This window comes from Ancylobacter sp. G4_0304 (assembly GCF_047501495.1).
Classification (GTDB): domain Bacteria; phylum Pseudomonadota; class Alphaproteobacteria; order Rhizobiales; family Xanthobacteraceae; genus Ancylobacter.
Genome location: NZ_JAZDRM010000017.1, coordinates 1 through 24761, shown reverse-complemented (window position 1 = coordinate 24761; position 24761 = coordinate 1). Strand labels below are relative to the sequence as shown.

At 66.7% G+C, this 24761-nt stretch carries 22 protein-coding genes; 7 read left to right on the top strand and 15 right to left on the bottom strand.

Annotated features, from left to right (window positions below):
* Positions 1-21: 21 nt before the first annotated feature.
* The 4 genes from VRZ77_RS11415 to zapE form a co-directional block, all read right to left on the bottom strand.
* Positions 22-2997 (bottom strand): 2-oxoglutarate dehydrogenase E1 component, encoded by a 2976-nt coding sequence (locus VRZ77_RS11415; RefSeq protein WP_414592781.1) that lies wholly within the window; start codon positions 2995-2997, stop codon positions 22-24.
* A 313-nt stretch (positions 2998-3310) separates the two neighbouring features.
* Positions 3311-4276 carry a malate dehydrogenase gene (mdh, locus tag VRZ77_RS11410; RefSeq protein ID WP_414592780.1) on the bottom strand — a complete coding sequence of 322 codons (966 nt, stop codon included), beginning with the start codon at positions 4274-4276 and terminating at the stop codon, positions 3311-3313.
* Between the two features lie 323 nt (positions 4277-4599).
* Positions 4600-5316, bottom strand: a complete 717-nt coding sequence (locus VRZ77_RS11405) for a DUF1003 domain-containing protein (protein WP_414592779.1) — start codon at positions 5314-5316, stop codon at positions 4600-4602.
* 47 nt (positions 5317-5363) lie between these two features.
* On the bottom strand, positions 5364-6578 hold the full coding sequence (zapE, locus tag VRZ77_RS11400; protein WP_414592778.1) for a cell division protein ZapE: 1215 nt from the start codon (positions 6576-6578) through the stop codon (positions 5364-5366).
* A gap of 377 nt (positions 6579-6955) precedes the next feature.
* On the opposite strand from zapE, the gene VRZ77_RS11395 reads away from it, so the two are divergent.
* The 3 genes from VRZ77_RS11395 to VRZ77_RS11385 all read left to right on the top strand — a co-directional run bounded on the left by VRZ77_RS11395 (position 6956) and on the right by VRZ77_RS11385 (position 10816).
* Positions 6956-7576, top strand: coding sequence for an N-acetyltransferase family protein (locus VRZ77_RS11395; RefSeq protein WP_414592777.1), 621 nt, complete (start codon positions 6956-6958; stop codon positions 7574-7576).
* A gap of 118 nt (positions 7577-7694) precedes the next feature.
* On the top strand, positions 7695-10163 hold the full coding sequence (locus VRZ77_RS11390; protein ID WP_414592776.1) for a DUF3772 domain-containing protein: 2469 nt from the start codon (positions 7695-7697) through the stop codon (positions 10161-10163).
* Entirely contained in the window at positions 10160-10816 is a 657-nt protein-coding gene (locus VRZ77_RS11385) for a CAP domain-containing protein (RefSeq protein WP_414592775.1), read from the top strand. The genes VRZ77_RS11390 and VRZ77_RS11385 overlap by 4 nt, the downstream gene beginning before the upstream one ends.
* 6 nt (positions 10817-10822) lie before the next feature.
* Here the strand turns inward: VRZ77_RS11385 and VRZ77_RS11380 are convergent, their stop codons facing one another.
* Both VRZ77_RS11380 and VRZ77_RS11375 read right to left on the bottom strand, forming a co-directional pair.
* Positions 10823-11983, bottom strand: a complete 1161-nt coding sequence (locus VRZ77_RS11380; protein ID WP_414592774.1) for a CobW family GTP-binding protein — start codon at positions 11981-11983, stop codon at positions 10823-10825.
* A 58-nt stretch (positions 11984-12041) separates the two neighbouring features.
* The gene (locus VRZ77_RS11375; protein WP_414592773.1) at positions 12042-13376 is read right to left on the bottom strand and encodes a D-alanyl-D-alanine carboxypeptidase family protein; all 1335 of its coding nucleotides are present in this window, start codon (positions 13374-13376) and stop codon (positions 12042-12044) included.
* 280 nt (positions 13377-13656) lie between these two features.
* Here VRZ77_RS11375 and hisE point away from each other — a divergent pair, with 280 nt between their 5' ends.
* Entirely contained in the window at positions 13657-14100 is a 444-nt protein-coding gene (gene hisE, locus VRZ77_RS11370) for a phosphoribosyl-ATP diphosphatase (protein WP_414592772.1), read from the top strand.
* Between the two features lie 78 nt (positions 14101-14178).
* Positions 14179-14760, top strand: coding sequence for a YqaA family protein (locus VRZ77_RS11365; protein ID WP_414592771.1), 582 nt, complete (start codon positions 14179-14181; stop codon positions 14758-14760).
* 7 nt (positions 14761-14767) lie between these two features.
* Here VRZ77_RS11365 and cysW read toward each other — a convergent pair whose 3' ends face one another.
* The 9 genes from cysW to VRZ77_RS11320 all read right to left on the bottom strand — a co-directional run bounded on the left by cysW (position 14768) and on the right by VRZ77_RS11320 (position 23107).
* On the bottom strand, positions 14768-15598 hold the full coding sequence (gene cysW, locus VRZ77_RS11360; protein ID WP_414592770.1) for a sulfate ABC transporter permease subunit CysW: 831 nt from the start codon (positions 15596-15598) through the stop codon (positions 14768-14770).
* Positions 15595-16467 (bottom strand): sulfate ABC transporter permease subunit CysT, encoded by an 873-nt coding sequence (gene cysT, locus VRZ77_RS11355; RefSeq protein ID WP_414592769.1) that lies wholly within the window; start codon positions 16465-16467, stop codon positions 15595-15597. The genes cysW and cysT overlap by 4 nt, the downstream gene beginning before the upstream one ends.
* Positions 16468-16560: 93 nt before the next feature.
* Positions 16561-17583 (bottom strand): sulfate ABC transporter substrate-binding protein, encoded by a 1023-nt coding sequence (locus tag VRZ77_RS11350; RefSeq protein ID WP_414592768.1) that lies wholly within the window; start codon positions 17581-17583, stop codon positions 16561-16563.
* Between the two features lie 210 nt (positions 17584-17793).
* Positions 17794-18549, bottom strand: coding sequence for a phosphoadenylyl-sulfate reductase (locus tag VRZ77_RS11345; protein ID WP_414592767.1), 756 nt, complete (start codon positions 18547-18549; stop codon positions 17794-17796).
* A 4-nt stretch (positions 18550-18553) separates the two neighbouring features.
* Positions 18554-19060, bottom strand: coding sequence for a DUF934 domain-containing protein (locus VRZ77_RS11340; RefSeq protein ID WP_414592766.1), 507 nt, complete (start codon positions 19058-19060; stop codon positions 18554-18556).
* A complete protein-coding gene (locus VRZ77_RS11335; RefSeq protein WP_414592765.1) occupies positions 19047-20702 on the bottom strand; it encodes a nitrite/sulfite reductase in 1656 nt (551 codons plus the stop codon). The genes VRZ77_RS11340 and VRZ77_RS11335 overlap by 14 nt, the downstream gene beginning before the upstream one ends.
* A 33-nt stretch (positions 20703-20735) precedes the next feature.
* Positions 20736-21041 carry a DUF2849 domain-containing protein gene (locus VRZ77_RS11330; protein ID WP_414592764.1) on the bottom strand — a complete coding sequence of 102 codons (306 nt, stop codon included), beginning with the start codon at positions 21039-21041 and terminating at the stop codon, positions 20736-20738.
* A 119-nt stretch (positions 21042-21160) separates the two neighbouring features.
* Positions 21161-21913 carry a DUF429 domain-containing protein gene (locus VRZ77_RS11325; RefSeq protein WP_414592763.1) on the bottom strand — a complete coding sequence of 251 codons (753 nt, stop codon included), beginning with the start codon at positions 21911-21913 and terminating at the stop codon, positions 21161-21163.
* 12 nt (positions 21914-21925) lie between these two features.
* A complete protein-coding gene (locus VRZ77_RS11320) occupies positions 21926-23107 on the bottom strand; it encodes an NAD(P)/FAD-dependent oxidoreductase (RefSeq protein WP_414592762.1) in 1182 nt (393 codons plus the stop codon).
* Positions 23108-23224: 117 nt separating this feature from the next.
* Here VRZ77_RS11320 and VRZ77_RS11315 point away from each other — a divergent pair, with 117 nt between their 5' ends.
* Both VRZ77_RS11315 and VRZ77_RS11310 read left to right on the top strand, forming a co-directional pair.
* Positions 23225-24124, top strand: a complete 900-nt coding sequence (locus VRZ77_RS11315) for an HpcH/HpaI aldolase/citrate lyase family protein (RefSeq protein WP_414592761.1) — start codon at positions 23225-23227, stop codon at positions 24122-24124.
* A 15-nt stretch (positions 24125-24139) separates the two neighbouring features.
* Entirely contained in the window at positions 24140-24343 is a 204-nt protein-coding gene (locus VRZ77_RS11310; RefSeq protein WP_414592760.1) for a DUF1737 domain-containing protein, read from the top strand.
* Positions 24344-24761 lie beyond the last annotated feature (418 nt).

Here is a 24761-nt window from a genome sequence, read left to right as displayed (position 1 = left end):
GTCGGGGGCGCGCGGGGCTTGTTAGCCCAGCGCGTCCTGCAAGAACGCCTTGAGCTGGGCCAGATGCTTCGACATCAGGCCCGTCGCGGTGGCGGCGGAAGCGGGGCGGCCGGTATAGCGCGGGCGGGCCGAAGCCGAGCCGGTCTGTTCCAGCACCCATTCCAGATAAGGCTGCACGAAAGCCCAGGCGCCCTGGTTCTTCGGCTCTTCCTGGCACCAGACGATCTCGGCCTGCTTGAAGCGCGAGAGCTCCTGAACCAGAGTCTTGAGCGGGAACGGGAAAAGCTGCTCGACGCGCATCAGGTAGATGTCGTCGATGCCCCGGCGCTCGCGCTCCTCGTACAGGTCGTAATAGACCTTGCCCGAGCACAGCACGACCCGGCGGATCTCGCTGTCCGGCTTGAGGATGATGGCCTCGGGCGCCTTCACCGTCTGGCTCTGCGCGTCGTCCCACAGCACGCGGTGGAAGGTGGTGCCGGGGCCGAACTCGGCGAGCGAGGAGACGGCGCGCTTGTGGCGCAGCAGGCTCTTCGGCGTCATCAGGATCAGCGGCTTGCGGAAGTCGCGCTTCAGCTGGCGGCGCAGGGCATGGAAATAATTCGCCGGCGTCGTCAGGTTGGCGACCTGCATGTTGTCCTCGGCGCACATCTGGAGATAGCGCTCCAGACGGGCGGAGGAGTGCTCAGGGCCCTGGCCTTCATAGCCATGCGGCAGCAGGCAGACGAGGCCGGACATGCGCAGCCACTTGCGCTCGCCCGAGGACAGGAACTGGTCGAAGATCACCTGCGCGCCGTTGGCGAAGTCGCCGAACTGGGCTTCCCAGAGCGTCAGCGCGTTGGGCTCGGATAGTGAATAGCCGTATTCGAACCCAAGCACCGCCTCTTCCGAGAGCATCGAGTTGATGACCTCGTAATGCGCCTGATTGTCCGACAGGTGGTTGAACGGGGTGTAGCGCTCCTCGTTCTCCTGGTCGATCAGCACGGAGTGGCGTTGCGAGAAGGTGCCGCGCTCGCAATCCTGGCCGGACAGGCGGACGGGATGGCCTTCGAGCTGCAGCGTGGTGAAGGCGAGCGCTTCGGCGGTCGACCAGTCGATCCCGGCGCCATCGGTGACGATCGCCTTGCGGCGGGCGTCCAGAAAGCGCTGGATGGTGCGGTGGACGTGGAAGCCCTCGGGCACGGTCGTGATCTTGTTGCCGATCTCGCGCAGTTCGTCGAGCGCGACGCCGGTCACGCCGCGGCGCGGGTCGTCCTCGCCATCGGCGACCTTGAGCCCGGCCCAGCGGCCATCCAGCCAGTCGGCCTTATTGGGCTTGTAGGCCTGGCCGGCGTCGTATTCGCCGTCGAGCCGCGCGCGCCAGTCGGCCTTCATCTTGTCGAACTCGCCCGCCTCGATCACGCCCTCGGCTTCGAGCTTCTTCGAGTAGATTTCGAGCGTGGTCGGGTGCTGCTTGATGGCCTTGTACATCAGCGGCTGGGTGAAGGCCGGCTCGTCGCCTTCGTTATGGCCGAAGCGGCGGTAGCAGAACATGTCCACCACCACCGGCTTGCGGAAGCGCTGGCGGAATTCGATCGCGATCTTGGCGGCGAAGGTCACCGCCTCGGGATCGTCGCCGTTCACATGGAAGATCGGCGCCTCGATGGTCTTCGCCACATCCGAGGGATAGGGCGAGGAGCGCGAGAAACGCGGATAGGTGGTGAAGCCGATCTGGTTGTTGATGATGAAGTGGATCGAGCCGCCGGTCTGATGACCCTTGAGGCCGGACAGGCCGAGGCATTCGGCCACCACGCCCTGGCCGGCGAAGGCGGCGTCGCCGTGCAGCAGCAGCGGTAGCACCTGGGTGCGCTCGCTGTCGCCGAGCAGGTCCTGCTTGGCGCGGCACTTGCCGAGCACCACCGGATCGACGATTTCCAGATGCGAGGGGTTGGCTGTCAGCGACAGGTGGACCTGGTTGCCGTCGAACTCGCGGTCCGAGGAGGCGCCGAGGTGATACTTCACGTCGCCGGAGCCTTCCACCTCGTCGGGGGCCCAGGAGCCGCCCTTGAACTCGTGGAACAGCGCGCGGTGCGGCTTGCCCATAACCTGGGTGAGCACGTTCAGGCGGCCGCGATGGGCCATGCCCAGCACGATCTCCTTGGCGCCGAGCTGGCCGCCGCGCTTGATGATCTGCTCCAGCGCCGGGATCAGGCTCTCGCCGCCATCGAGGCCGAAGCGCTTGGTGCCGGTGTAGCGAACGTCGAGGAACTTCTCGAAGCCCTCGGCCTCCACCAGCTTGTTGAGGATCGCGCGCTTGCCCTCGCGGGTGAAGCTGATTTCCTTGTCGGGTCCTTCGATGCGGTCCTGGATCCACGCCTTCTCCTCGGGCGAGGAGATGTGCATGAACTCGACGCCGAGCGTGGCGCAATAGGTGCGCTGAAGGATCGCGACCATCTGGCGGACGGTGGCGAACTCCAAGCCGAGAACGTAGTCGATGAAGATCGGGCGGTCGAGGTCGGCCTCGCGGAAGCCGTAGGACGCCGGGTCCAGCTCGGGCGCGAGGCGCTCGGGCTCAAGGCCCAGCGGATCGAGCTTGGCGTGGAGATGGCCGCGCATGCGATAGGCGCGGATCATCATCAGCGCCTTGACCGAGTCGCGGGTGGCCTGCTGGACATCGGCGGAGCTCAGCTCGACGCCGGACTTCTGCGCCTTCTCGGCGACCTTGGCCTCGACCTTCTTGCCGACGGCCTTCTCAACCTCGATCCAATTGCCGTCCATGGCCGAGACCAGCTCGCCATTGGCGTGGATCGGCCAGTTGTCCCGCTTCCAGGAGGCGCCGCGGGCGCTCTTCTCGACATCGGCGGGGGCGTCCTTCAGGCCGGCGAAGAAGGCCTGCCATTCCGCGTCCACCGATGACGGGTCGGCCTCGTAGCGGGCATAGAGATCTTCGATCCAGGCCGCATTGGCGCCGTAGAGGAAGGAGGTGTTGAGCAAGGCTTCGTTCAAGTCCGCGCGCGACATCGTCGGCTCCTAGAGGACCACTATTGGTCCGGGGACAGAGCTTCCATCCCGAACATCCTGCCCGCCATGGTGCGGAGAGGGGGCCCGGTGCCCCGGATGTTCGGGGCGAAAGCTCGGGTCAGCGTCTATATAAGTCTCGTGTTGACTTCATGAATGCCGCAGGAATGCGGCACAGTCCTGCAAAAATGCACCAAGGCACGTTCCCGACAATCTCAAAGGCACGTCGAAGCAAGATCGGCACCATGATCCGGATGGAAAGGGCAGCCCCCGAACTTGTGAAGGCTGCCCGAATTTCCGCGCCGGTCGCCTGACCTCACTTGGCGAGGTCGGGGGCGATCTTCTTGCATTCGCCGACCAGTTCCTCGACCGAGGCGATCGACTTGTCGAGCATGGCCTGTTCGGCCTTGTCGAGGCTGATCTCGACCACGCGCTCGACGCCGCCGGCGCCGATGATCACCGGCACGCCGAGATAGAGGCCGTCCACGCCATACTCGCCGGTGAGGTAGGCGGCGCAGGGCAGCAGGCGCTTCTTGTCGCGCAGATAGGAGGTCGCCATCTCAATGGCCGAGGCGGCCGGCGCATAGAAGGCCGAGCCGGTCTTGAGCAGGTTGACGATCTCGCCGCCGCCCTTGCGGGTGCGGTCGACGATGGCGTCCACCTTCTCCTGGCTGGTCCAGCCCATCTTCACCAGGTCCGGCAGCGGGATGCCGGCGACGCCCGAGTAGCGCACCAGCGGAACCATGTCGTCGCCGTGGCCGCCGAGCACGAAGGCGGTCACGTCCTCGACCGAGACCTTGAACTCATCGGCGAGGAAATAGCGGAAGCGGGCCGAGTCCAGCACGCCGGCCATGCCGACCACCTTGTGGGTGGGCAGGCCGGAGGCCTTCTGCAGCGCCCACACCATGGCGTCGAGCGGGTTGGTGATGCAGATCACGAAAGCGTCGGGGGCGTATTTGGCGATGCCCGCGCCGACCTGTTCCATGACCTTGAGGTTGATGCCGATCAGGTCCGAGCGGCTCATTCCCGGCTTGCGCGGCACGCCCGCGGTGACGATGATCACGTCGGAGCCGGCGATCGCCTCGTAGGAATTCGTGCCCGAGAGAGCGGCGTCGAACCCGAGCACCGGCGCAGCCTCGGCGATGTCCAGGCTCTTGCCCTGCGGAATACCTTCCGCGACATCGAACAGCACGACGTCGCCAAGTTCCTTGAGACCCGCGAGAAGGGCGAGCGTGCCGCCGATCTGACCGGCCCCGATCAGTGCAATCTTTGCTCGAGCCATGAGATTTCCTGACATTCCTTGGGAGAGGTGCGGCGCTCCGCCGCGCGGCTTCCGATAACCCTTCTCGCCGCATGGTTCAAGCGATGAAGCCCCTCAGCGTAACCCTGCGGGGCTACGACTTTCCGACAATGCTTGGCATATGGAATACAAGATTCACGATGCCTGCCGATGAGGCTCGCGATCTTCTGAATCCTGCCCGATAAAGGTATCCAGGTAGCTATCCAAGATGCTCGCCTTCCGCCGTTCGCGCAAGGCTGCCATGCCCTCGGCGAGGAGCTTCGCCTGTGTGCGGCGCCAGCGTCGCACGTCCTGCGGCGGCCGCTTCAGCGCCGGCGTTGCAGCAGGTCTTCCATCAGCTCGATCTGAATCGACTGGATATCCGCCAGACGCTGCCACTGATGGGTGAGCATGTGGTCGATCTTCTCGTGCAGATGCCTGATTTCCAGCTCGGCCTTGAGGTTGACCCGGTAGTCGTTCTGCGAGCGCAGCCGGTCCTTCGCCTCCTGCCGCTTCTGGCTCATCATGATGATCGGGGCCTGAAGCGCGGCGATGCACGACAGGACGAGGTTCAGCAGGATGAACGGGTAGGGGTCGAAGGGCGCGGAAGCCGCCATCGCGACGTTCACCCCCATCCAGACCAGGATCAGCGCGCAGAAGGACAGGATGAAGGTCCAGCTTCCGCCGAAGGCGGCGATGGTGTCGGAGGCGCGGTCGGCGAAGCTGCGGCGCTCGTCGATCTCGTCCTCGATATTCTCGGTCAGGATGTCGTTCTGCGCGAGGCTGTCGATCACGTCGTGATCGAGCTGGGTCAGCGCGCCGCGCTCGGCTTCCAGCGTCTGCGCGATGAAGGCGGCACGCTCACGCGAGAGCGCGCTGCGCGAAATCAGCGCGTCGGGCGGCAGTTCGGGATGCACGGCGCGGATATGGTCGGCCAGCGAGGGCCGCAGCATGTCGAGCCGCACGCCGTCGCGGGCGGTGATGTTCTGCCCGGTCAGGGCGCATTTATGCGTGGCGTGGTCTTTATGGCCGTTCCTGCTCATGACGCCATTCCTGTCTGGAACGCTCTACCTGCCTCGGCCTGCCGAAATCAGGTCTCGACCAGCCCGGTCGTGTCGCCGCTCGCCTGCGAGTCGCCGCGCCCGTGCGGGCGGGCAATATAGTCGCTGGAGCGCATCTCGTGCAGGCGCGACACGGTGCGCGCCCATTCGAACGCCTCCGCGCCCTCGGTGCCGAGATAGAGGTTTTCCGGCTCCGCGGCGGCCGAGGCCACCAGCTTGACGCCCTTCTCGTACAGTTCGTCGATCAGGGTGATGAAGCGCTTCGCTTCGTTGCGACGGTCCTGGTCGAGCTGGGGAATGTGTTCGATCAGCAGCGTGTGATAGGTGCGGGCGATACGCAGATAGTCCGACGCGCCGAGCGGCTGGACGCACAGATCCTCGAAGCTGAAGCGTGCCGCGCCGCTGCCGGCGCGCGGCACCACGATGGTGCGTCCGGCCGATTCCACGGTCTGCCGCGCCCCGCCGTCCATGCCGACGAGGCGGTGCCAGATCTTCTCCATCTCCCGGTCGATGTCGGCCTGGGTCTCGTGGCCGGTCGGCACATGCCAGCTGCGCACGCCGTCCAGCTTCTCCATGCGGTAGTCGGTCGGCGACTCAATGCGCACGACGTCCATGTGCTGCTGGATCTGCGCGATGAACGGCAGGAACAGCGCGCGGTTGAGGCCGCCCTCATACAGATTTTCCGGCGCCACGTTCGAGGTGGCGACGATGACGACACCGAACTCGAACAGCTTCTCGAACAGCCGGCCGAGGATCATGGCGTCGGCGATGTCGGTGACGTGGAACTCGTCGAAGCACAGCAGCCACGCTTCCTCGTAGAGCGCGGTTGCTACCAGCGCGATCGGGTCGGCTTCCTTGATGCGTCCGGCTTTCATATCGCCGCGCACCTTGAAGATGCGGGCGTGAACGTCGGCCATGAATTCGTGAAAATGGGCGCGGCGCTTGCGCTTGCGCACCGCGACGCACTCGTAGAACAGGTCGACCAGCATGGTTTTGCCGCGGCCGACCGAGCCGTGAATGTACAGGCCGCGCACGCGGGGAATGGTGTCCTCGCGCTTGGCGAACAGCCAGCCGAGCGCGGAAGACTTGCGCGCGAGGCGGCGCGTGGCGATCCGCTGCTCCAGATCGGCCAGCGCCGCGACCACGCGGGCCTGACCGGCATCGGGAACGATGTCGCCGGCCGCCATGCGGGCTACATAGCGCGCCGCAAGGACCGAGCCCCCGGCTTCGGCGGTGAGCTCCATCTCGGCCCAACTCCCCTCTTCTATTGCATTGCACGCTTAGCCGCACGGCGCGCGTGCAGCAAGTATCGACTGTCGCTTCTAAAACGAAGGTGGCGTGCACACGGCGCGGGATATCGGCGCTTATATGCAATCATGCAAGAAGCCATACGGCTCCGCTTGGTCGGCGTTGCTTCGGCGACAGGCGTGCTGCCTCGCGCATTTCCCAATTGTCGTGCTCGCCAAGCCGGCGCACATTTACCACCGCACCGGCTTGTACGCATGCGAGCCATGCGCGCGTGAATATTGTATAATGGTGCGGTGCGCATATTTCTGGTGCGCCGCAGCAAGCGAATGGTTGCGGTTTTCGAGGCGAGACAATGCCCGGTACCGAACATTCAATGGCCAACCATGCGGCGCCTGTTGCGCGGCAGGAGGCCGAACTTGCCTTCGGGCAGATCCGCAAACTGGTCCCTTCGGACCGGCAGATTTTCCTCGACCACCTCCTGCGGCTGGACCCGCTGAGCCGCTTCATGCGCTTCGGCGGGGTGATGGCGGACAGCGCGCTGGCGCGTCACGCCCGTCGGGCGATGTCGGGCGATGCCAGTCTGATCGGTTATTTCGTCGACGGCGAACTGCGCGCGGTTGCCGAGCTGCACCCGCTGCCGCGACGCGAGGGAAAGCAGGCTTCCGCCGAGGCGGCGTTCAGCGTCGAGCGGCCGTGGCAGGGCAAGGGCATCGGCTCCTCGCTGATGCGCCAGCTGGTGCTGATCGCGCAAAATCGCGGCATCGAAGACCTTCAGGTGGTGTTTCTGCCCAATAACGGCCGGATGAAGCGGCTCGCCGTGAACCACGCCGCCGACTTCTCGCTGGACAGCGAGGAAGTGGTCGGCCACATGCGTACCCCGCCGGCCACTCCGTTCTCGCGGCTGCGCGAGCTGATCGGCGACGTGTTCGCGGTCTTCGCCTCGGCGGCGGAGATCCAGGAGCGGATGCTCCCCCCGCCGATGCGCGGCAACTGACGCATACCGAGCTTTCCTTCCCGGCGCCGGAGGCTCCTCAGGGGAGACTTGGCTGCTGCCGCCTTGACTTGGCCGCTATCGAGCCCGAGACAGGAAACCGTCTGGCTCGAATCCGCTCATGATCATGGCATTTTATCGCACACTGGCCTGCGCGTGGCGCGCGCTTGCGTTTCGTTTCCTCGCGGCGGCGGTGATCCTGCTGATCGCGGGTGCCGGCCTTAATGGCCCGGCCTTCGCTCAGCCGGCCAACGAACAGGCTGCGATCCACGCCAAGCTCGAAGGCCAGCGTGCCATCGTCGACAGCGTGGAGGCCGCGCTCGGCCGCGACAGCCTAAGTACGTCAGACCTTGATGGTCTGCGCGGCCGGATCGACCCTGTCCGCGACGAACTCACCGCCGGCATCGCTTTGCTGGATCCGCTGCTGGGCGAGTTGCAGAAACGCATTCAGGAAATCGGCCCGAAGCCGGCCGAAGGCGCGCCGCCGGAAAATCCCTCCATCACCCAGGAGCGCGAGCAGCTTACCGCTCGCGCCTCCGAGCTGGACGGCGTGGTGAAGCAGGCGCGGCTTTTGAAAGTGCGCGCGGATCAGGTTGCCGACCGCATCACCAGCCGGCGTCGCGCCCTGTTCACCGACACGCTGCTGCTGCGTTCCTACAGCGCGCTTGACCCGCAGCTCTGGATGTCCGCCGCCGCCGCCATCCCGGGCGAGCTGCGCGGCATTCGCTATCTGCTGACCGACTGGATGGCCTTCGCCAATGCCCGCATGTCGGTGGCCGGGCAGATTGCCGTGGCCTTCGGCATTCTGTGCATCGTCGCTTTCGTATTCGGCCTTCAGCGCGTCACCACGCGGCCGATCCGCCGGATTGAAGAGAGCGGGAGCGGCGAGGAATTGACGCGCCTGAAGGCGTGCGCACTCTCCGCGCTGATCGCGCTGGTGACCATGGCGGCCGCGCCGCTGGCGCTGTTTGCCGCGCTGGCGCTGCTGGAGGCGTTCGACCTGCTGCCTTCACGCGTGGCCGAGGTGGCGCAGGGGCTGAACCTCGCGGTGACGGTTGTCGCGATCGGCCGTGGCCTGCTGCTCGGCGCGCTCGCCCCCGACGACAGCCGCCGCCGCGTGCTGCCGCTCTCCGATCCGGTCGCGAAACTGCTCTACAACAGCTCACTGACCGGGCTCTGGGTGCTGGGCGCCAGTGCGCTCCTGAATACGATGCACCGCGCGCTGGTGGCGCCGGTGCCGCTCACCGTCGCGACCACGGCCTCGATGGCCATCGCGCTGGTGGTGATCGCGGCGCGCAGCATCCGCAAGCTGAACGAGGACAACCCGGAAGAGGAGACGCCGCCCGAGGCCGGCGACACCGCATCCGCCGGGCCGACCTCGGTGCTGCAATGGATCCGCTTCCCGTTCTGGCTGATGAACACGATCATCCTGGTCGCGCTGATCGCCGGCTACGTGAATCTCGGCGGCTTCCTCGCCTCGCGTTCGCTGATCGCCGTGGTGACCGTTGGCGCGTTCTATCTGGTCATCGCGCTGATCAACGCCTTCTTCATCGACGGCATCACCAACGGTCCCCGTGCCCGGGCCGTGGCGAAGATGCTCGGTGTGCGGGTGGCGAGCCTGGAATTGCTGGCGGTGCTGCTCGCGGGCGTACTGAAAGCGGTCGCCTTCCTGGTGATGATGATCCTGGTGGTCGGGACCTGGGGAACCTCCACCGCGGACCTCAGGGATTTCGCCAACCGCATCACCTTCGGTTTCACCATCGGCAACTCGACGATCACCATCGGCGCGGTGCTGAGCGCGATGCTGTTCCTCGCCGCCGGCATATTGGTGGCGCGGGCGCTGCAGCGCTGGGTGGCGGTGGCGATCCTGCCGCGCACCAGTTTCGACACCGGCCTGCAGAACTCGATCTCGACCATCATCGGCTATGTTGCCTCGATCGCGGTCATCGCCATGGCGATGGGGCAGATTGGCATCAATCTCGAAAACATAGCGCTGGTCGCCGGTGCGCTCTCGGTCGGTATCGGTTTCGGCCTCCAATCTATCGTGTCGAACTTCGTCTCCGGCCTGATCCTGCTGGCCGAGCGGCCGATCCGCGTCGGCGACACCATTTCGGTGAAGGGCGAGGAGGGCTATGTGCGCCGCATCAGCGTGCGCGCCACCGAGATCGAGACCTTCGACCGCGCGGCGGTGGTCATTCCCAATTCGGACCTGATCACCGGCATGGTGAAGAACTTCACCCATGCCAACACCACCGGCCGCGTCATCGTGCCGGTCAACGTCGCCTATGATTCCGATGCCGACGAGGTGCGCGATATTCTGATCGGCTGCGCCTGCGACCATCCGCAGGTGCTGCGCTCGCCGCCGCCGCGCGTGTATCTGCTGGCCTTCGGCGATAGCTACCTCAAATTCGAGCTGCGCTGCGTGGTCGCCAATGTCGATTACGCGCTGACGGTGAAGAGCGACCTGCATTTCGCGGTGCTGGAGCGGCTGAAGGCCGCGCGCATCGGCATTCCCTACACCACCTGGAGCATCTATCGCGGCGGCAGGATCGGCGCGGACGACTCCGATGGCGAGGACGCTTCCGAATGACCCCCGGCGCCGCGCGCCGCTCCGTTTTCCTTCTCACCGCAGAGGCCATGATGTCTCGACTTTCTTTCACGTGCCTCGCCGGTGTACTGGCTTTGGCGGCTCTGATCTCGGGGTGCGCCAGTGCTCCGACCGAGATGCCGGTCAACGAAACCTTCTACGCCGACATGTCCAAGGGCGGCACGCTGGATCCGGCGGCGGCGGCGTCGCTGGTCAGCGACTATCGGCGCGGCAAGGGCCTGACTGCCGTGAGCATCGATCCGGTGCTGATGAGCGTGGCCGAGCGCCAGGCCAAGGCGATGGCGGCGGCGGACGAACTGTCCCATTCCGTGGGCGGGCGCAGCTTCAACGCCCGGCTCAAGGCGGCGGGCTTTCGCGGGCTGAAGGCGGTGGAGAATGTGGGCGCGGGCTATCACACCCTCGCCGAGGCATTCTCGGGCTGGCGCGATTCCCCCTCGCACAACAAGAACATGCTGCTGCCGGGCGCGACGGCGATGGGCATCGCCGCGGTGCCGGCGCCGCGCAGCAAGTACAAGGTCTATTGGGCCATGGTGCTAGCGGTGCCAGATCCGCGCGCGGAAGTGCCGCCGTCGGCGCCCGCCGGCGGGGAAACCACCGTGACCTTCGGCGGCGCGCCGATGCCTGGCGGCCAGTAGCGCGCCTCAGCGGCGCAGCGTCGCCGGCGCCAGCGGGTTGTCGGTCAGCGCCGTGCCGTCGGGCTGGTCCGGCGCCGGCAGACCCATGAAGGCGTCGAACAGCCGGCGGATCACCGCTGGCTCGACATCGCGCACGATCATGACGAGGCGGGTGCGCCGGTCGTCGTCCGGCCAGGCGGGAAGCTGGCTCGGCGGGTGCAGCACATGCTGCACGCCGTGCAGCACCACCGGATGCTCCGGGTCCTCCGCCAGCTTCACGATGCCCTTGAGCCGCAGCAGCTTCGGCCCGTGCGTGCCGCGCACCAGCTCCAGGAACATGTCGATCGCCGCCGCCGACACCGGCGCCTCGGTCGCGACGGTGAAGGCGCGGATGCGGTCGTCATGGCGGTTGGCGTCGTGGGAATGGCCGCGCGCGGCCGCTTCCGCCGCGTCGACCGCCTCGGCGGAGAGCCAGCGGGCGACGTCGGGAATCTTCGCCGACGGGTCGAACAGGCCGGCATTGAGCAGCGCCGCCGGCGTTGCCTCGCCCTTCGCGGCATCGAGCCGCCGCGCGCCGGGGGCGAGCGTGCCGAGACGGGCGAGCAGCGCGTCGAAAGCGGCCTGCCGCTCCGGCGTGTCGACGAGGTCGGTCTTGGTCAGCACGATGCGGTCGGCGATGGCGGCCTGACGCACCGCCTCGGGATGCTCGTCCAGCGTCGCCATGCCGTTGACGGCATCGACCACGGTGACGACGCCATCGAGCCGGAAGCGCATCACCAGATAGGGATGCATCATCAGCACATGCAGGATCGGGGCGGGGTCGGCGAGGCCGGTGGTCTCGATCACCACCCGGCGGAACGGGGGGATGACGCCGTTGTCCATGCGCCGCAGCAGGTGCTCCAGCCCCTCCACCAGATCGCCGCGCACGGTGCAGCACAGGCAGCCCGAGGCCAGCAGGACGGTCGCGTCGTCGAAATGCTGCACCAGCAGATGGTCGAGCCCGATCTCGCCGAATTCGTTGATCAGCACGGCGGTGTCGGCGAGGCCTGGGTCGCTCAGCAGCCGGTTGAGCAGCGTGGTCTTGCCCGCCCCGAGGAAGCCAGTGAGCAGGGTGACGGGGATCGGGTCCGGCTGGCGCCGGCGCGGCGCGTCGGTTGGCGGCTGGTCGGGCAGCGGCTCGTCGGTCATGGAGGCGATAGTCCTGTGCGTGCCCTCGCGGTAACGCGCGGGTCACCGCTACATAGGCTCAGGGGGTCGGCGGCGGAAGAGGCACCGGCGCATAGGACGGGGCCGCGGAAGCCGCCGGCTTTGGCGCCGCCGCGGGCTTGGGCGCTGCCGCGGGCTTGGCCGGCGCACTGGCCGCCGGTTTTGCCGGGGGCTTGGGCGCCGCGTTGGCGGCGGTCTTCGGCTGGTCCTTGGCCGCGGGCTTGGCGGCCGGTTTGGCGGCCGGCTTCTTGGCGTCCTGCTTCTTCGCCGGGGGCGGGGGATAGGCAGCGTCCAGCGCCGCCTGGCTCGGCACCGGGCCGACCCAGACCGGGACCGGCGGCATCGACGGCGGCAGGTTCACCAGCAGGCTGGCGCCGGTGACATTGGCGCCGAGGTCGCCCATGCCGGAGGCGACAAAGCCGGTGGCGGAGGGGCCGCTGTCGTCATCGGCTTCCGATGCGGTGTTCTTGCGCTTGCCGCCACAGACCTGTGCCCGAAGGTCCGGCGGCGCGCCGCCTTCGTTGCGCAGCGAATCCACCGTGGGCGCGGCGGCGGCGAACACGCTCCAGCTATGATTGAAGCCCTTTTCCAGCAGCAGCGCGGCCTGTTCGGTGCGCTCCTTGCCGGAATTGGTGCCGAGCACCACCACCAGCACGCGCTTGTCGCCGCGCTTGGCGCTGGCGACCAGATTGAAGCCGGAGGCGCAGATGAACCCGGTCTTCATGCCGTCGGCGCCGGGATAGCGGTCGATCAGCTTGTTGTAGTTGCGGATCACCCCATTGCCGAGCTTGATGGCCGGGATGCGGAACAGTTCCTCATATTCGGGAAACTCGGTCATGATCGCGCGCGCCAGCACGGCAAGATCGCGTGCGGTGGTGATCTGCTCGGGGTCCGGCAGCCCGTTGGGGTTGGCGTAATGGGTGCCGGTCATGCCGAGATCGCGCGCGGCCTGGTTCATCTCGTTGACGAAGCCCGGCAGCGTGCCGCCCACGCCCTCGGCCAGCACCACGGCGATGTCGTTGGCCGACTTCACCAGCATCATCTTGAGCGCGTTGTCGATGGTGACCTGGGTGCCGACCTTGAAGCCCATCTTCGAGGGCTTCTGGGCCGCCGCGTTCTCGCTCACCGTCACCAGAGTCTGCGCCGTCACGCGGCCGGCGCGGATGGCGCGGAAGGTGACATAGGCGGTCATCAGCTTGGAGACCGAGGCGGGATACCACGGCTTGGTGGCCTCCTCCGCGAGCAGGACCTTTCCGCTGTCCACCTCGATCACCAGCGAGGGCGTGGCGCGGGCCAGCGCGGGGGCCAGCACGGCCACGGCGCCGAGAAGCACCGCAAGGCATTTCATCGAAGGGAAACGGGGAAAGCTCGACACGTCTCTGTCATCCGTTCTCAGCATCCGCCAGAGGCGAATTCATCCATTGAGGAGGGCGTCGCCCGCGCAGGCCATCCTTTTCAATAACCCGATCGAACGCCGGGATCAAAACGCAAGTGCCCCGGTATCGGGCGCCGCGCGTTCACAGCGGCGCTACCGGGAGGATTTCCGCGCGGCGGGCCGGCCCCGTGAGGCCGGCAAGGCCCGAATTTTGCTTGCAATTTGCGTGCATGCGGCAATCGCCACATCCCGTTCATCGAATTCACCTTAAGGTTAAGGCATGAGTGATTCGATTCGCCGTCTTCACGAGGCCGTCCTCGCCGCGCGCAAGGATTCCGGAACCTCTCCCCGCACCACGCGCCTGTTCGCGAAGGGCCGGGCCTTCATTGCCAAGAAGGTGGCGGAGGAAGGGGTCGAGGTGGCGCTGGACGGCGTGACCGGAAATGCCTCGGGCGTGGTGAGCGAGAGCGCGGACCTGCTGTACAATCTGGTCGTGCTGTGGGCGGATGTGGGAATCCAGCCGGAGGACGTCTGGGCCGAGATGCGCCGGCGCGAGCAGTTGCTCGGCCTCGCCGAGAAGCTGCCCAAGCGCGGGGCGGGCGCGGCCAAGGCTACGGCCAAGCGGGCGGTCTATCCCGCCGGCGTGGTGCCCCCGCGGCGGCAAGAGCTGGCCGGGGAGGGCGCCCATACCGATGCCGCTATCGCCCGGCGCGGGCGGGGCTGACCGTCGCCGTTTTCCGATTTCACGACGCTTTTTCCAACCGTCCGTTTCCATCGCCACTTTTTTCAGTTTCGGGTCATCATGCTGCGCCGCCTTTACGACTGGGTCATCAACCTCGCTGAACGCCCCCAGGCCACCTGGGCGCTGGCCGGGGTTTCGTTCGCCGAAAGCTCGTTCTTCCCGGTGCCGCCGGATGTGATGCTGGTGCCGATGTGCGTGGCGCAGCCGAAAAAGGCGTGGTGGTACGCGCTGGTCTGCACCATGGCCTCGGTGGTCGGCGGCCTGTTCGGCTACGCCATCGGCGCGCTGCTGTATGAATCGGTGGGCCTGTTCCTGATCCAGCTCTATGGATATGGCGACAAGGTGGAAGCCTTTTCGCAGGCCTATGCCGAGTACGGCCACTGGATCATCCTGATCAAGGGCCTGACCCCGATCCCCTACAAGGTGGTGACCATCACCTCGGGCTTCGCCCATTACAGCCTGTTCTGGTTCATCGTGCTGTCGGTGATCACGCGCGGCCTGCGCTTCTTCCTGGTGGCGGGGCTGCTGTACTGGATCGGTCCTTCGGCCCGCACCTTCATCGAGGAGCGGCTCGGCCTCGTCACCGCGCTGTTCGCCGTGCTGGTGGTCGGCGGCTTCATCGCGGCGGTCTATCTGTTCTGACGGCCGCTCAGCGCTTGTGGCCGCCGAGCCGGGCCTCCAGCACGGTCTTGGCCAGCAGGGTGACGATGGCGAGGAAGGCCAGCAGCGAAGCGACCGCGAAGGACGCCTGGAACTGGTACTCGTTGTAGAGGATCTCCACCTGCAGCGGGATGGTGTTGGTCTCGCCGCGCACATGGCCGGAGACCACCGACACCGCGCCGAACTCGCCCATGGCGCGGGCGTTGCACAGCAGCACGCCGTAGAGCAGCGCCCATTTGATGTTGGGCAGCGTCACCTTGCGGAACACGGTCCAGCCGCCGGCGCCGAGCGTCACCGCCGCCTCTTCCTCCGTCGTGCCCTGTTCCTGCATCAGCGGGATCAGCTCGCGCGCCACGAAGGGGAAGGTGACGAAGATGGTGGCGAGCGTGATGCCGGGCCAGGCGAAGATGATCTTCCAGCCATGATCGATCAGCCACGGCCCGAAATAGCCCTGCGCGCCGAACAGCAGCACGAAGACGAGGCCGGCCACCACCGGCGAGACCGAGAACGGCAGGTCGATCAGCGTGATCAGGAAGCTCTTGCCGGGGAAGGAGAACTTGGTGATCGCCCACGCCATGACCAGCCCCATGGTCGTGTTCGCCGCGACCGAGAGCGCGGTGACGAGCAGCGTCAGCTCGATCGCCGCCAGCGCGTCAGGGTCGGCCAGCGCGGCGGTATAGGCATCCCAGCCCTTGGAGAAGGCCTGCGCGAACACGTTGATGAGCGGCAGGATCACCAGCAGGGCGACGATCGCCGTCGCGGCGGCGATGATCGCCCATTTGACCGCGGCCGGCTCGGAGCGGATCGAGGGACCACTCATTTCAGCCTCCCGGTGCGGCTCTCCTGCCAGCGCTGGAGACCGTTGATGACGAAGAGCAGCGCGAAGGAGGCGACCAGCATGGTGGCGGCGATGGTGGTGGCATCGGCGTAGCGGAACTCCTCCAGCCGGATCACGATCAGCAGCGGCGCGATCTCGGAGACGTTCGGCAGATTGCCGGCGATGAAGATCACCGAGCCGTATTCGCCGACCGCGCGGGCGAAGGCGAGGGCGAAGCCGGTGAGGAAGGCCGGCAGCACGGCGGGCAGCACCACGCGGCGGATGGTGGTCCAGCGCCCGGCGCCGAGCGTGGCGGCGGCCTCCTCCAGCTCGTGGTCGAGGTCTTCCAGCACCGGCTGCACCGTGCGCACCACGAAGGGCAGGCCGATGAAGATCAGCGCGATCAGGATGCCGAGCGGGGTGAAGGCGACCTTGATGCCGAGGGGCGCCAGCCAGGAACCGATCCAGCCATTCTCGGCATAGAGCGTGGTGAGCGCGATGCCGGCGACCGCCGTGGGCAGGGCAAAGGGGATGTCGATCAGCGCGTCGAGCACGCGCCGGCCGGGGAAATCATAGCGCACCAGCGCCCAGACCACGACCGCGCCGAACACGAGATTGACGCTGGCGGCGACCAGCGACAGGCCGAACGAAATCTTGAACGCGTTCAGCGTGCGCGGCGAGGTGAGGATCGCCACGATGCGGTCGAGCGGCAGTTCCGCCGTCTTCAGAAACAGCGCGGCCAGCGGGATCAGCACCACCAGCGAGAGCCAGAGCACGGTGAGGCCCAGCGTCAGGCCGAAGCCCGGGATGACGCTCTGCTGCCGCGCGGCAGGCGCGCGCGGTGTGGAGACGGGCAGGTAACTGTCGGCCAAGTGCGGGCTCCGGCGCGTTTACGACAGAGGCGCCGGACCTCAAGCAAGGTCCGGCGCGAAGGTGTCGGAGGAAAACGAGAGGCGGTGGCGGGGTCAGTTCGAGTAGATCTGGTCGAAAACGCCGCCGTCGGAGAAGTGGGTCGCCTGTGCCTTGCGCCAGCCGCCGAAGGCGGGATCGTCGATGGTGACGAGGTTGAGGTGCGGGAACACCTTGTCGAACTGCTTGGCGACTTCCTCGTCGCGCGGGCGGTAGAAGTTCTCGGCGGCGAGCTTCTGGCCTTCCTTGGAATAGAGGAACTTCAGATAAGCCTCGGCGGCGGCGCGGGTGCCCTTGCGGTCGACATTCTTGTCGACGATGGCGACCGGCGGCTCGGCGAGGATCGAGAGCGAGGGGATCACGATGTCGAACTTGTCATCGCCGAATTCCTTCTTGGACAGGAAGGCCTCGTTCTCCCAGGCCAGCAGCACGTCGCCTACGCCGCGCTCGGTGAAGGTGACGGTGGAGCCGCGCGCGCCGGTGTCGAGCACGGGCACGTTCTTGAACAGGGCCTTCAGGAAGTCCTTGGCCTTCGCATCATCGCCATTGTTCTGCTTGAGCGCATAGGCGTAGGCGGCGAGGTAGTTCCAGCGCGCGCCGCCCGAGGTCTTCGGGTTCGGCGTGATCACCTGCACGCCCGGCTTCACCAGGTCGTTCCAGTCCTTGATGCCCTTGGGATTGCCCTTGCGGACCAGGAACACGATGGTCGAGGTGTAGGGCGAGGAGTTGTCCGGCAGGCGCTTCTGCCAGTCCTTGTCGAGGAAGCCCTTATCGGCGATGGCGTCGATGTCATAGGCCAGCGCCAGGGTGACGACATCGGCTTCGAGACCGTCGATCACCGAGCGCGCCTGCTTGCCCGAGCCGCCATGCGAAGCCTTGATCTCGATGGTCTTGCCGGTGTCCTTCTGGAATTTCTCCGCGAACAGCTTGTTGTACTGCTGGTAGAGCTCGCGGGTGGGGTCGTAGGACACGTTGAGCAGCGACACGTCCGCCGCCCGCGCGGCGAGCGGGGCGACCAGCGGCAAAGCCACCGCCGCGATCAGCGCGGCCGCCGCCGCATGCTTGAAATTGAAGGACATCGGAAACTCCCTTGGAACGGCGTCTGGCCGGATTGAGGGGAGATTTTCACGTCGTTCGAGCGTGGTCAATAATAAAATACAAAATCAATAGAAAAAGAGATTTATTTAGCGATCATCGCGTGTGGAATGTGCCTGGGCGACACTTCGTAAAGAGGCGCGCCTGAAAAAATCATTTTGTAATCAAGCAGATACCTAAAGCGGCCCGCGCGCCTATTGCCCGGGCAGCATGGTGTGAATGCCGCATTCGGTCTTTGCCTTGCCCTGCCAGCGGCCGGAGCGCGCATCTTCTCCCGGTTTCGCGCGGCTGGTGCAGGGCATGCAGCCGACCGAGGAAAAGCCCTTGGCGACGAGGGGATGCGGGGGCAGGGCGAAGCGCGTATGGGCGGCCTCGACGTCGGCGCGGTCGAGCGAGGCCAGCGGATTGAACTTCAACCGCCGCCCGTCGCGCTCCACCACCGGGATGAAGGCGCGCAGGCCGCCCTGATAGCGCTTGCGCCCGTTCAGCCACGCATCGAAATCGCTGAGCGTGCGCGCCAGCGGCTCGACCTTGCGGATGAGGCAGCAGGCATCGGGATCGCTGAACCACAGGTCGCGGTCGGGATCGCGCTCCGCCAGCCGCGCGGCATCGGGCTGGATGGAGCGCACATCGGTGAGGCCGAGCTGAGCGGTGAGCGTGTCGCGATAGGCCAGCGTCTCCTCGAACAGCCAGCCGGTGTCGAGAAACACCACCGGGATCGAGGGATCGACCTGCGCCATATAGGCGATCAGCACCGCCGATTCCGTGCCGAAGGACGAGACGAGGCACAGCCGGTCGCGCCCCACCGTGCGCACCGCCTGCGCAATGATCTCCTCGGGCGAGGCCTTGGCGAGCGCGAGCGACAGCGCTTCCACCTCGTCGCCCTTCGGCGGGAGGAGGGTGCTTTCCGGCGACACGGCGTGCGAGGCGGCTTGCCCGGCGGGGATCATGATCTCACTCCTGCGCGGCGACGCGGCCGAGCCGCTGACGCAGCAGGCTCGGACGGCCGTCGGCGGTAGGCTGGTAGAACACGGTATAGGTCTCCAACGCGTCCTCGACGGCGGCAGCGTCGGCTTCCTTGGCGGGCTCGATCTGGTCGAAACCGGAGCGGGCCATCAGCAGGAACTGGTCGCGCAGCACATTGCCGATGGCGCGCAGCGGCCCCTTCCAGCCGAGCCGCTCGCGCAGCAGGCGGGCCTGGCTATAGGCGCGCCCGTCGCGGAAGGTGGGGAACACCAGCGCGATCAGCGAGAGCTGGCCGAGAAAGGGTTCGATCTCGCCGATCGGACGGTTGTTCGGCCAGATGATGCCGACCGGGGCCTGACGGCTCTTCAGCGTCTCGGCCTCGCTCAGAAAGCGATCGACGCCGATCAGGACCGGCACGCCCTCGGGCAGCGCCTCGTCATCGGCGACGCGGGTGAAGCGGTCCTCGACCGGATGTCCATTCTCAATGAGCGGCATAGACGCGCTCCTTGAAGGGTTCGATGCCAAGGCGGGCGACGGTATCCACGAAAAGCTCCTGAGGCCCGCTACGCAATTCCATATAGGTATCCACCACGTCCTCGATCAGGCCCGGGACCTGCTCGTAGGACACGGCAGGCCCGAGCAGGGTGCCGAGCTGGGCATGCTCGTCCGCCCGGCCGCCGAGGGTGATCTGGTAGAATTCCTGGCCGTTCTTCTCGACGCCGAGAATGCCGATATGGCCGACATGGTGATGGCCGCAGGCATTGATGCAGCCGGAGATGTTGACGTGCAGCCGGCCGACGCCGCGCGCCTTCTCAAGATCGGCGAAGCGCTTGGCGATCTCCTGCGCCACCGGAATGGCGCGGGCATTGGCCAGCGCGCAGTAATCGAGGCCGGGGCAGGCGATGATGTCGTTGACGAGGTTGACGTTCGGCGTGGCGAGGCCCGCCGCCTCCAGCGCGCGCCACAGCGCCGGCAGATCCTTCTGCGCGACGTTGGGCAGGCACAGATTCTGCTCGTGGCCGACGCGGATTTCGTTGAAGCCGTAACGCTCGGCAAGGTCCGCCACCACGTCCATCTGGTCGGCGGTGGCATCGCCCGGAGGGGCGCCGACCGGCTTCAGCGACACGGTGACGATGGCGTAGCCCGGCCGCTTGTGCGTCGTCACCGAATTGCGGTGCCAGGTGGCGAAGGCCGGGTCCTTGAGCGCTTCGGTCAGCTCCGCCGGCTGGTCGGCGAGCGTCTCGTAGGCGGGATAGAGGAAGCGGGCGCGGATATCGGCGATGATCTCGTCGGACAGGTGCAGCGCGCCGTCGCGGATCGCTTCCCATTCCTTCTCGACCGCCTCGGCGAAGGCCTCGGCGCCGATCTCGTGCACCAGGATCTTGATGCGGGCCTTGTAGATGTTGTCGCGCCGGCCGAACTGGTTGTAGACGCGCATGATCGCCTCGATATAGCTGAGGAGATGGCGCGCGGGCAGGAACTTGCGGATGCTCTTGCCGACGAAGGGCGTGCGGCCGAGACCGCCGCCGACCAGCACCTCGAAGCCGAGCTCGCCGGCCTCGTTGCGGTGCAGCCGCAGCCCGACATCGTGCACCTTCACCGCCGCGCGGTCCTTCGCCGCCGCGGTGATGGCGATCTTGAACTTGCGGGGCAGGTAGGTGAATTCGGGGTGCAGCGTCGAATACTGACGCAGGATTTCCGCCCAGATGCGCGGATCGTCGCATTCTTCCGGGGTCGCGCCGGCCCACTGATCGGTGGTCACGTTGCGGATGCAGTTGCCCGAGGTCTGGATGCCGTGCACGCCGACTTCCGCCAGCGACGCCATGGCGTCCGGCAGGTTCTCCAGCTTGATCCAGTTGAACTGGATGTTCTGGCGGGTGGTGAAATGGCCGTAGCCGCGATCATAATGGCGCGCGACATAGGCCATGCGGCGCAGCTGGGTCGCCGAGAGCGTGCCATAGGGAATGGCGATGCGCAGCATATAGGCGTGAAGCTGGAGATAGACGCCGTTCATCAGGCGCAGCGGCTTGAACTCGTCCTCGCTGAGGGCTCCCGAAAGCCGTCTTTCGACCTGATCGCGGAATTCCGCGGTCCGTTCGGCAAGGAAGGCGCGGTCGAATTCATCATAGACATACATGGCGGCAGCTTCTTTTCGGCGTCGGAATAGATGTCAGCGCGGCAGCTCGAAGGTGGGGCCGGCAACGCGGATGCGCTCGCGCAGATTGCCCGGCAGCACCTGGCCGTCATCGAGCACGACGGGGGCGACATAGGCGCCGACGGCCTCGATGTCGCTCTGCTGCGCGGCGGCCAGAAGGGCGATGGCTTCCGGCGCCGTGGTCACGACGGCGGCGTCGTTGAGATCGACGGACCAGCCCTGATCGGGCGTGCGCCACACCACCACGCCGTCGGTGAGGCGGTTGGCGGTGACGGCGACGGGGCCATGCACTTTCAGCTTCTGTTGTTGAGGCGCAGCCATGCGACCCTCTTCCCCCGTTGAATGATCGGCGAGCCTATAACACGAATTTAGAACGTGCAAAATCAATTAATGCACAAGTTTTATGTGTGATATGCTAATATATGGAAATTGCAGAGTTTTCAGCCGTGGATCGCGATGCGTAGGCCGTGGGCGTCGCATTCCGGGATCGGCGGGAAGCTGATCGCCTCCCCGCGAGCGATCCGTCCCGCCGTCCAGGCGGCGGCGCAGGCGTCGATGAGGTCGTCCTGCCCCACGCCGAGCGCGCGCGCCTTGGAGGCGGAGAACAGCTCCTGCGAAAAGCCGGCGGCGTCGAGAAGGCCGCGCCGCTGCGCCAGCCCTTCCGGATTCGGGCGATTCTGCACCTTCTTCGCGGTGGTCACCTCCGTCTCGCCGTTCATCGCCCAGAAGCTGACTTCCGGGTGGCACTCGAACACGCGCGGCTGGAGCGCGGGATTGGCCCGCAGCCAGCGATCGATGTCCAGAATGCGGGGGAACAGGGCAAAGCCCTGCTTGGCGACCGCGCGCGGGGGCTCGGATGTTGCGCGGGCGCGCGCGCAAGCATGCCGGTAACGCTCATCCTCCGGCACGCTCGCGTCTTCCGAGGCCTCGACGGCGGCGCGCGAGGGCATGGAGAACACGCTGGACTGACGCCGGCCGAGCTTCGGACGCACCAGCCGTTCCGGCGCGCGGCCCTTCGCCTCGATGCGTTCCGGCAGGCCGATCGGCATGTCGACGGCGACGAGATCGGGTGCCAGCGGACGCTCGAACAGCTCTGCCAGCCGCGCGATGCGGGCCGCGTGGCCGGAGCCGTCCGGCTCGATGATGACGGCGACCCAGCCGCCCTTGCAGCCATCGACCCCCGCGACGCGCATCAGCGCCATCCTTCAGATGATGTTGAGCTCGGCATGGGGCCGGTTGGCCGCCACGCGCTCATAGCCAAAGACGCCGAGGTCCAGCGAGACCGAGCGGCCATGGACGATCCATTCCGCGATGGCGCGCCCGGCGGCGGGGGCCTGCTGGAGGCCGTGGCCGGAAAAGCCGTTCATAAAGAAGAAATTGCCGACCTCCGGGTGCGGGCCGATCACCGCGTTATGGTCCAGCAGGTTCATCTCGTAATGCCCGGCCCAGGCGCGCACCACCTTGACCTCCTCCATCGCCGGAATACGGAAGGCGAGGTTCGGCCAGGTGACCTCCTCGAACAGCGGCCAGTCGACCTCGAAATCCTCGCCCGGATCGCGGTCCTCCTCCGGCTCCGGCGCGCCGCAGATCTGGTAAGCGCCTTCCGGGCGGATCCAGAAGCCGGTCGGGTCGACCAAAAGCGGCATGTTGGGCAGGCCGGTGCGGCAGTGCAGGACGAAGATGCAGCGCTTGCGGCCCTCGACGGGGAGGGGAATGCCGGCCATGCCGGCGACGCGCCCGCCACGCGGGCCGGCGGCATTCACCAGCGCCCCGCAGCCAAGGCGCCGCCCGTCGGCGAGCGTGACCCCGATGATGCGCGCGCCCTCGCGCGCGATCGCGGTCACCTCTCCGGTGATGAACGTCGCGCCCTGGCGCTTGCCCGCCGCGCGGGTGGCGGCGAGCAGAGCGTGGGCGTCGAACCAGCCCTCGCCCGAGAGGCCATAGGCGCCGGCCGCGAGGCCCTCGACATTCAGCCAGGGAAAGCGCGCGGTCATTTCCTGCGGCGAGAGCAGGGCGATTTCCGCTCCTTCCGCCTTCTGCACCGCGTGATTGGCGGTGAGGATCGGCAGGCCGGCCTCGCTCGCGAGGATGAGATAGCCGCCCTCATGCCAGCCGAGATCGACCTCCTCGCCCAGATGCGCCTTCACATTGCGGATGAAGTCCAGCCCATGGAGCGACATGCGGATGTTCTCGGGGATCGAGAATTGCTGGCGCAGCGACGCGGCGGAGAGCGTGGTGGAAGCCTGCGCGAAATTCGGATCGCGCTCGATCACCGCGATACGGCCGGAAAAGCCGGGATCGCGGGTGAGATAATAGGCCGTCATCGCGCCCATGATCGCGCCGCCGACGATCACCACGTCATATGTCTCATCAAAAGCCACGCTCATGGCCATATGCTCCGAAGCCCGCTTCACGCCGGCAGGCGGCAACGAACGCGCGTTGTCACCCCGGCTCACAGCCGGATAGGCTCACCGCGCGCACTTGCCAACCTAGCCGAGCGAATCATGTCCCCACCCATCGTGCCCCGCCGTTCCGTGCTGTTCATGCCCGGCTCCAATCCCCGCGCGCTGGAAAAGGCCCGCACGCTGCCCGCCGACGGCATCGTCATCGATCTTGAGGACGCGGTGGCGCCGGACGCCAAGGCCGATGCCCGCGAAGGGGCGGTGCGCGCAGTGGGCGAGGGCGGCTTCGGGCCCCGCGAGGTGGTGATCCGCGCCAATGCGGCCGATACGCCCTGGTTCGAGGACGACCTTGCCGCCATCGCCGCGGCGAGCGCGAGCGGGGCGGGACCGGATGCCGTGCTGCTGCCCAAAGTGTCCGATCCCGAGGTGCTATTCGTCGCCGCGCGCCGTCTGGAGGCGCTGGGCGCCGCGCCCTCGCTGCGGCTCTGGGCGATGATCGAGACGCCGATCGCCGTGCTGCGTGCCGCCGAGATCGCGCTCGCGGCCCGCAACCCGCAGTCGCGCCTCGCCGTGCTGGTGCTCGGCACCAATGACCTTTCCAAGGAGACCCGCACCCGCATCGTACCCGGCCGCCTGCCGATGCTGGCCTGGCTGTCGCACTGCGTGCTGGCGGCGCGGGCCGGGGGCGTCGATGTGCTCGACGCGGTGTGGAACGATTTTCGCGATGTCGAGGGCTTCACCGCCGAATGCGCGCAGGCGGCCGAGCTCGGCTTCGACGGCAAGACGCTGATCCACCCCAGCCAGATCGACCCCTGCAACGCGGCTTTCTCGCCGCCGGAGGACGAGGTGGCGCGGGCGCGCGAGATCATTGCGCTGTTCGACCAGCCGGAGAACGCCGGCAAGGGGGTTCTGCAGATGAACGGGCGCATGGTCGAGCGCATGCATGCCGACATCGCCCGCAAGACCGTGACGCTCGCCGACGCCATCGCCGCGCGGGCCTGAACCGAGGACGCCATCATGAAGCTCTATCGCTATCTCACCGGCCCGGACGACGTGTCGTTCTGCAAGCGGGTCTCGGCCGCGCTCAACAAGGGCTGGCAACTCCAGGGCAGCCCGACCCTGACCTTCGACCCGTTGAAGGGGCGGGTGATCTGCGGGCAGGCCATCGTCAAGGAAGTCGAGGGCGAGTGGTCGGACGAGGTGGTGCTGTCGGACCACTGACCTTCCAGCGACCTGCCGGGTGGCGGGAACGCTTATGTTTCAAGGCAAAGGCCGGTGCCGCCGCACCGGCCTTTTGCATGGGTTCACGGCCTCGCGAGCAGCACGCGCGGCGGCAGATTTTCGGGGTGATTTTTGCGGCTGCGAAGAGGCTTGAGAAAAGGTCAGGCATTCTAACCTATTGATAGGTAAGGCTTTCTGACGGGTCGCCTCCCCGCTTTTCCACAGAGGGTGGCATGTGACGATTTTCTGAAAAGGCGTGTTGACATCGGGGGAGGGAGGGACCTATAAAGCGCCCATCGACGGGGCGCGCCGCTGACGCGGTGCTGACGCTCCTCTGGTTGATCCCGACAGAGACGAGGTCTTCGGACCGGCGGTCGCCGGAGGGAAAACTGTCGAGTGCTTAAGGGTGTGAGCCCTT

Coding starts and splice junctions, on each gene's coding strand:
- VRZ77_RS11415 (WP_414592781.1), bottom strand. CDS start 2,997: ATGTCGCGCGCGGACTTGAACGAAGCCTTGCTCAACACCTCCTTCCTC.
- mdh (WP_414592780.1), bottom strand. CDS start 4,276: ATGGCTCGAGCAAAGATTGCACTGATCGGGGCCGGTCAGATCGGCGGC.
- VRZ77_RS11405 (WP_414592779.1), bottom strand. CDS start 5,316: ATGAGCAGGAACGGCCATAAAGACCACGCCACGCATAAATGCGCCCTG.
- zapE (WP_414592778.1), bottom strand. CDS start 6,578: ATGGAGCTCACCGCCGAAGCCGGGGGCTCGGTCCTTGCGGCGCGCTAT.
- VRZ77_RS11395 (WP_414592777.1), top strand. CDS start 6,956: ATGGCCAACCATGCGGCGCCTGTTGCGCGGCAGGAGGCCGAACTTGCC.
- VRZ77_RS11390 (WP_414592776.1), top strand. CDS start 7,695: ATGATCATGGCATTTTATCGCACACTGGCCTGCGCGTGGCGCGCGCTT.
- VRZ77_RS11385 (WP_414592775.1), top strand. CDS start 10,160: ATGACCCCCGGCGCCGCGCGCCGCTCCGTTTTCCTTCTCACCGCAGAG.
- VRZ77_RS11380 (WP_414592774.1), bottom strand. CDS start 11,983: ATGACCGACGAGCCGCTGCCCGACCAGCCGCCAACCGACGCGCCGCGC.
- hisE (WP_414592772.1), top strand. CDS start 13,657: ATGAGTGATTCGATTCGCCGTCTTCACGAGGCCGTCCTCGCCGCGCGC.
- VRZ77_RS11365 (WP_414592771.1), top strand. CDS start 14,179: ATGCTGCGCCGCCTTTACGACTGGGTCATCAACCTCGCTGAACGCCCC.
- cysW (WP_414592770.1), bottom strand. CDS start 15,598: ATGAGTGGTCCCTCGATCCGCTCCGAGCCGGCCGCGGTCAAATGGGCG.
- VRZ77_RS11350 (WP_414592768.1), bottom strand. CDS start 17,583: ATGTCCTTCAATTTCAAGCATGCGGCGGCGGCCGCGCTGATCGCGGCG.
- VRZ77_RS11345 (WP_414592767.1), bottom strand. CDS start 18,549: ATGATCCCCGCCGGGCAAGCCGCCTCGCACGCCGTGTCGCCGGAAAGC.
- VRZ77_RS11340 (WP_414592766.1), bottom strand. CDS start 19,060: ATGCCGCTCATTGAGAATGGACATCCGGTCGAGGACCGCTTCACCCGC.
- VRZ77_RS11335 (WP_414592765.1), bottom strand. CDS start 20,702: ATGTATGTCTATGATGAATTCGACCGCGCCTTCCTTGCCGAACGGACC.
- VRZ77_RS11330 (WP_414592764.1), bottom strand. CDS start 21,041: ATGGCTGCGCCTCAACAACAGAAGCTGAAAGTGCATGGCCCCGTCGCC.
- VRZ77_RS11325 (WP_414592763.1), bottom strand. CDS start 21,913: ATGCGCGTCGCGGGGGTCGATGGCTGCAAGGGCGGCTGGGTCGCCGTC.
- VRZ77_RS11320 (WP_414592762.1), bottom strand. CDS start 23,107: ATGAGCGTGGCTTTTGATGAGACATATGACGTGGTGATCGTCGGCGGC.
- VRZ77_RS11315 (WP_414592761.1), top strand. CDS start 23,225: ATGTCCCCACCCATCGTGCCCCGCCGTTCCGTGCTGTTCATGCCCGGC.
- VRZ77_RS11310 (WP_414592760.1), top strand. CDS start 24,140: ATGAAGCTCTATCGCTATCTCACCGGCCCGGACGACGTGTCGTTCTGC.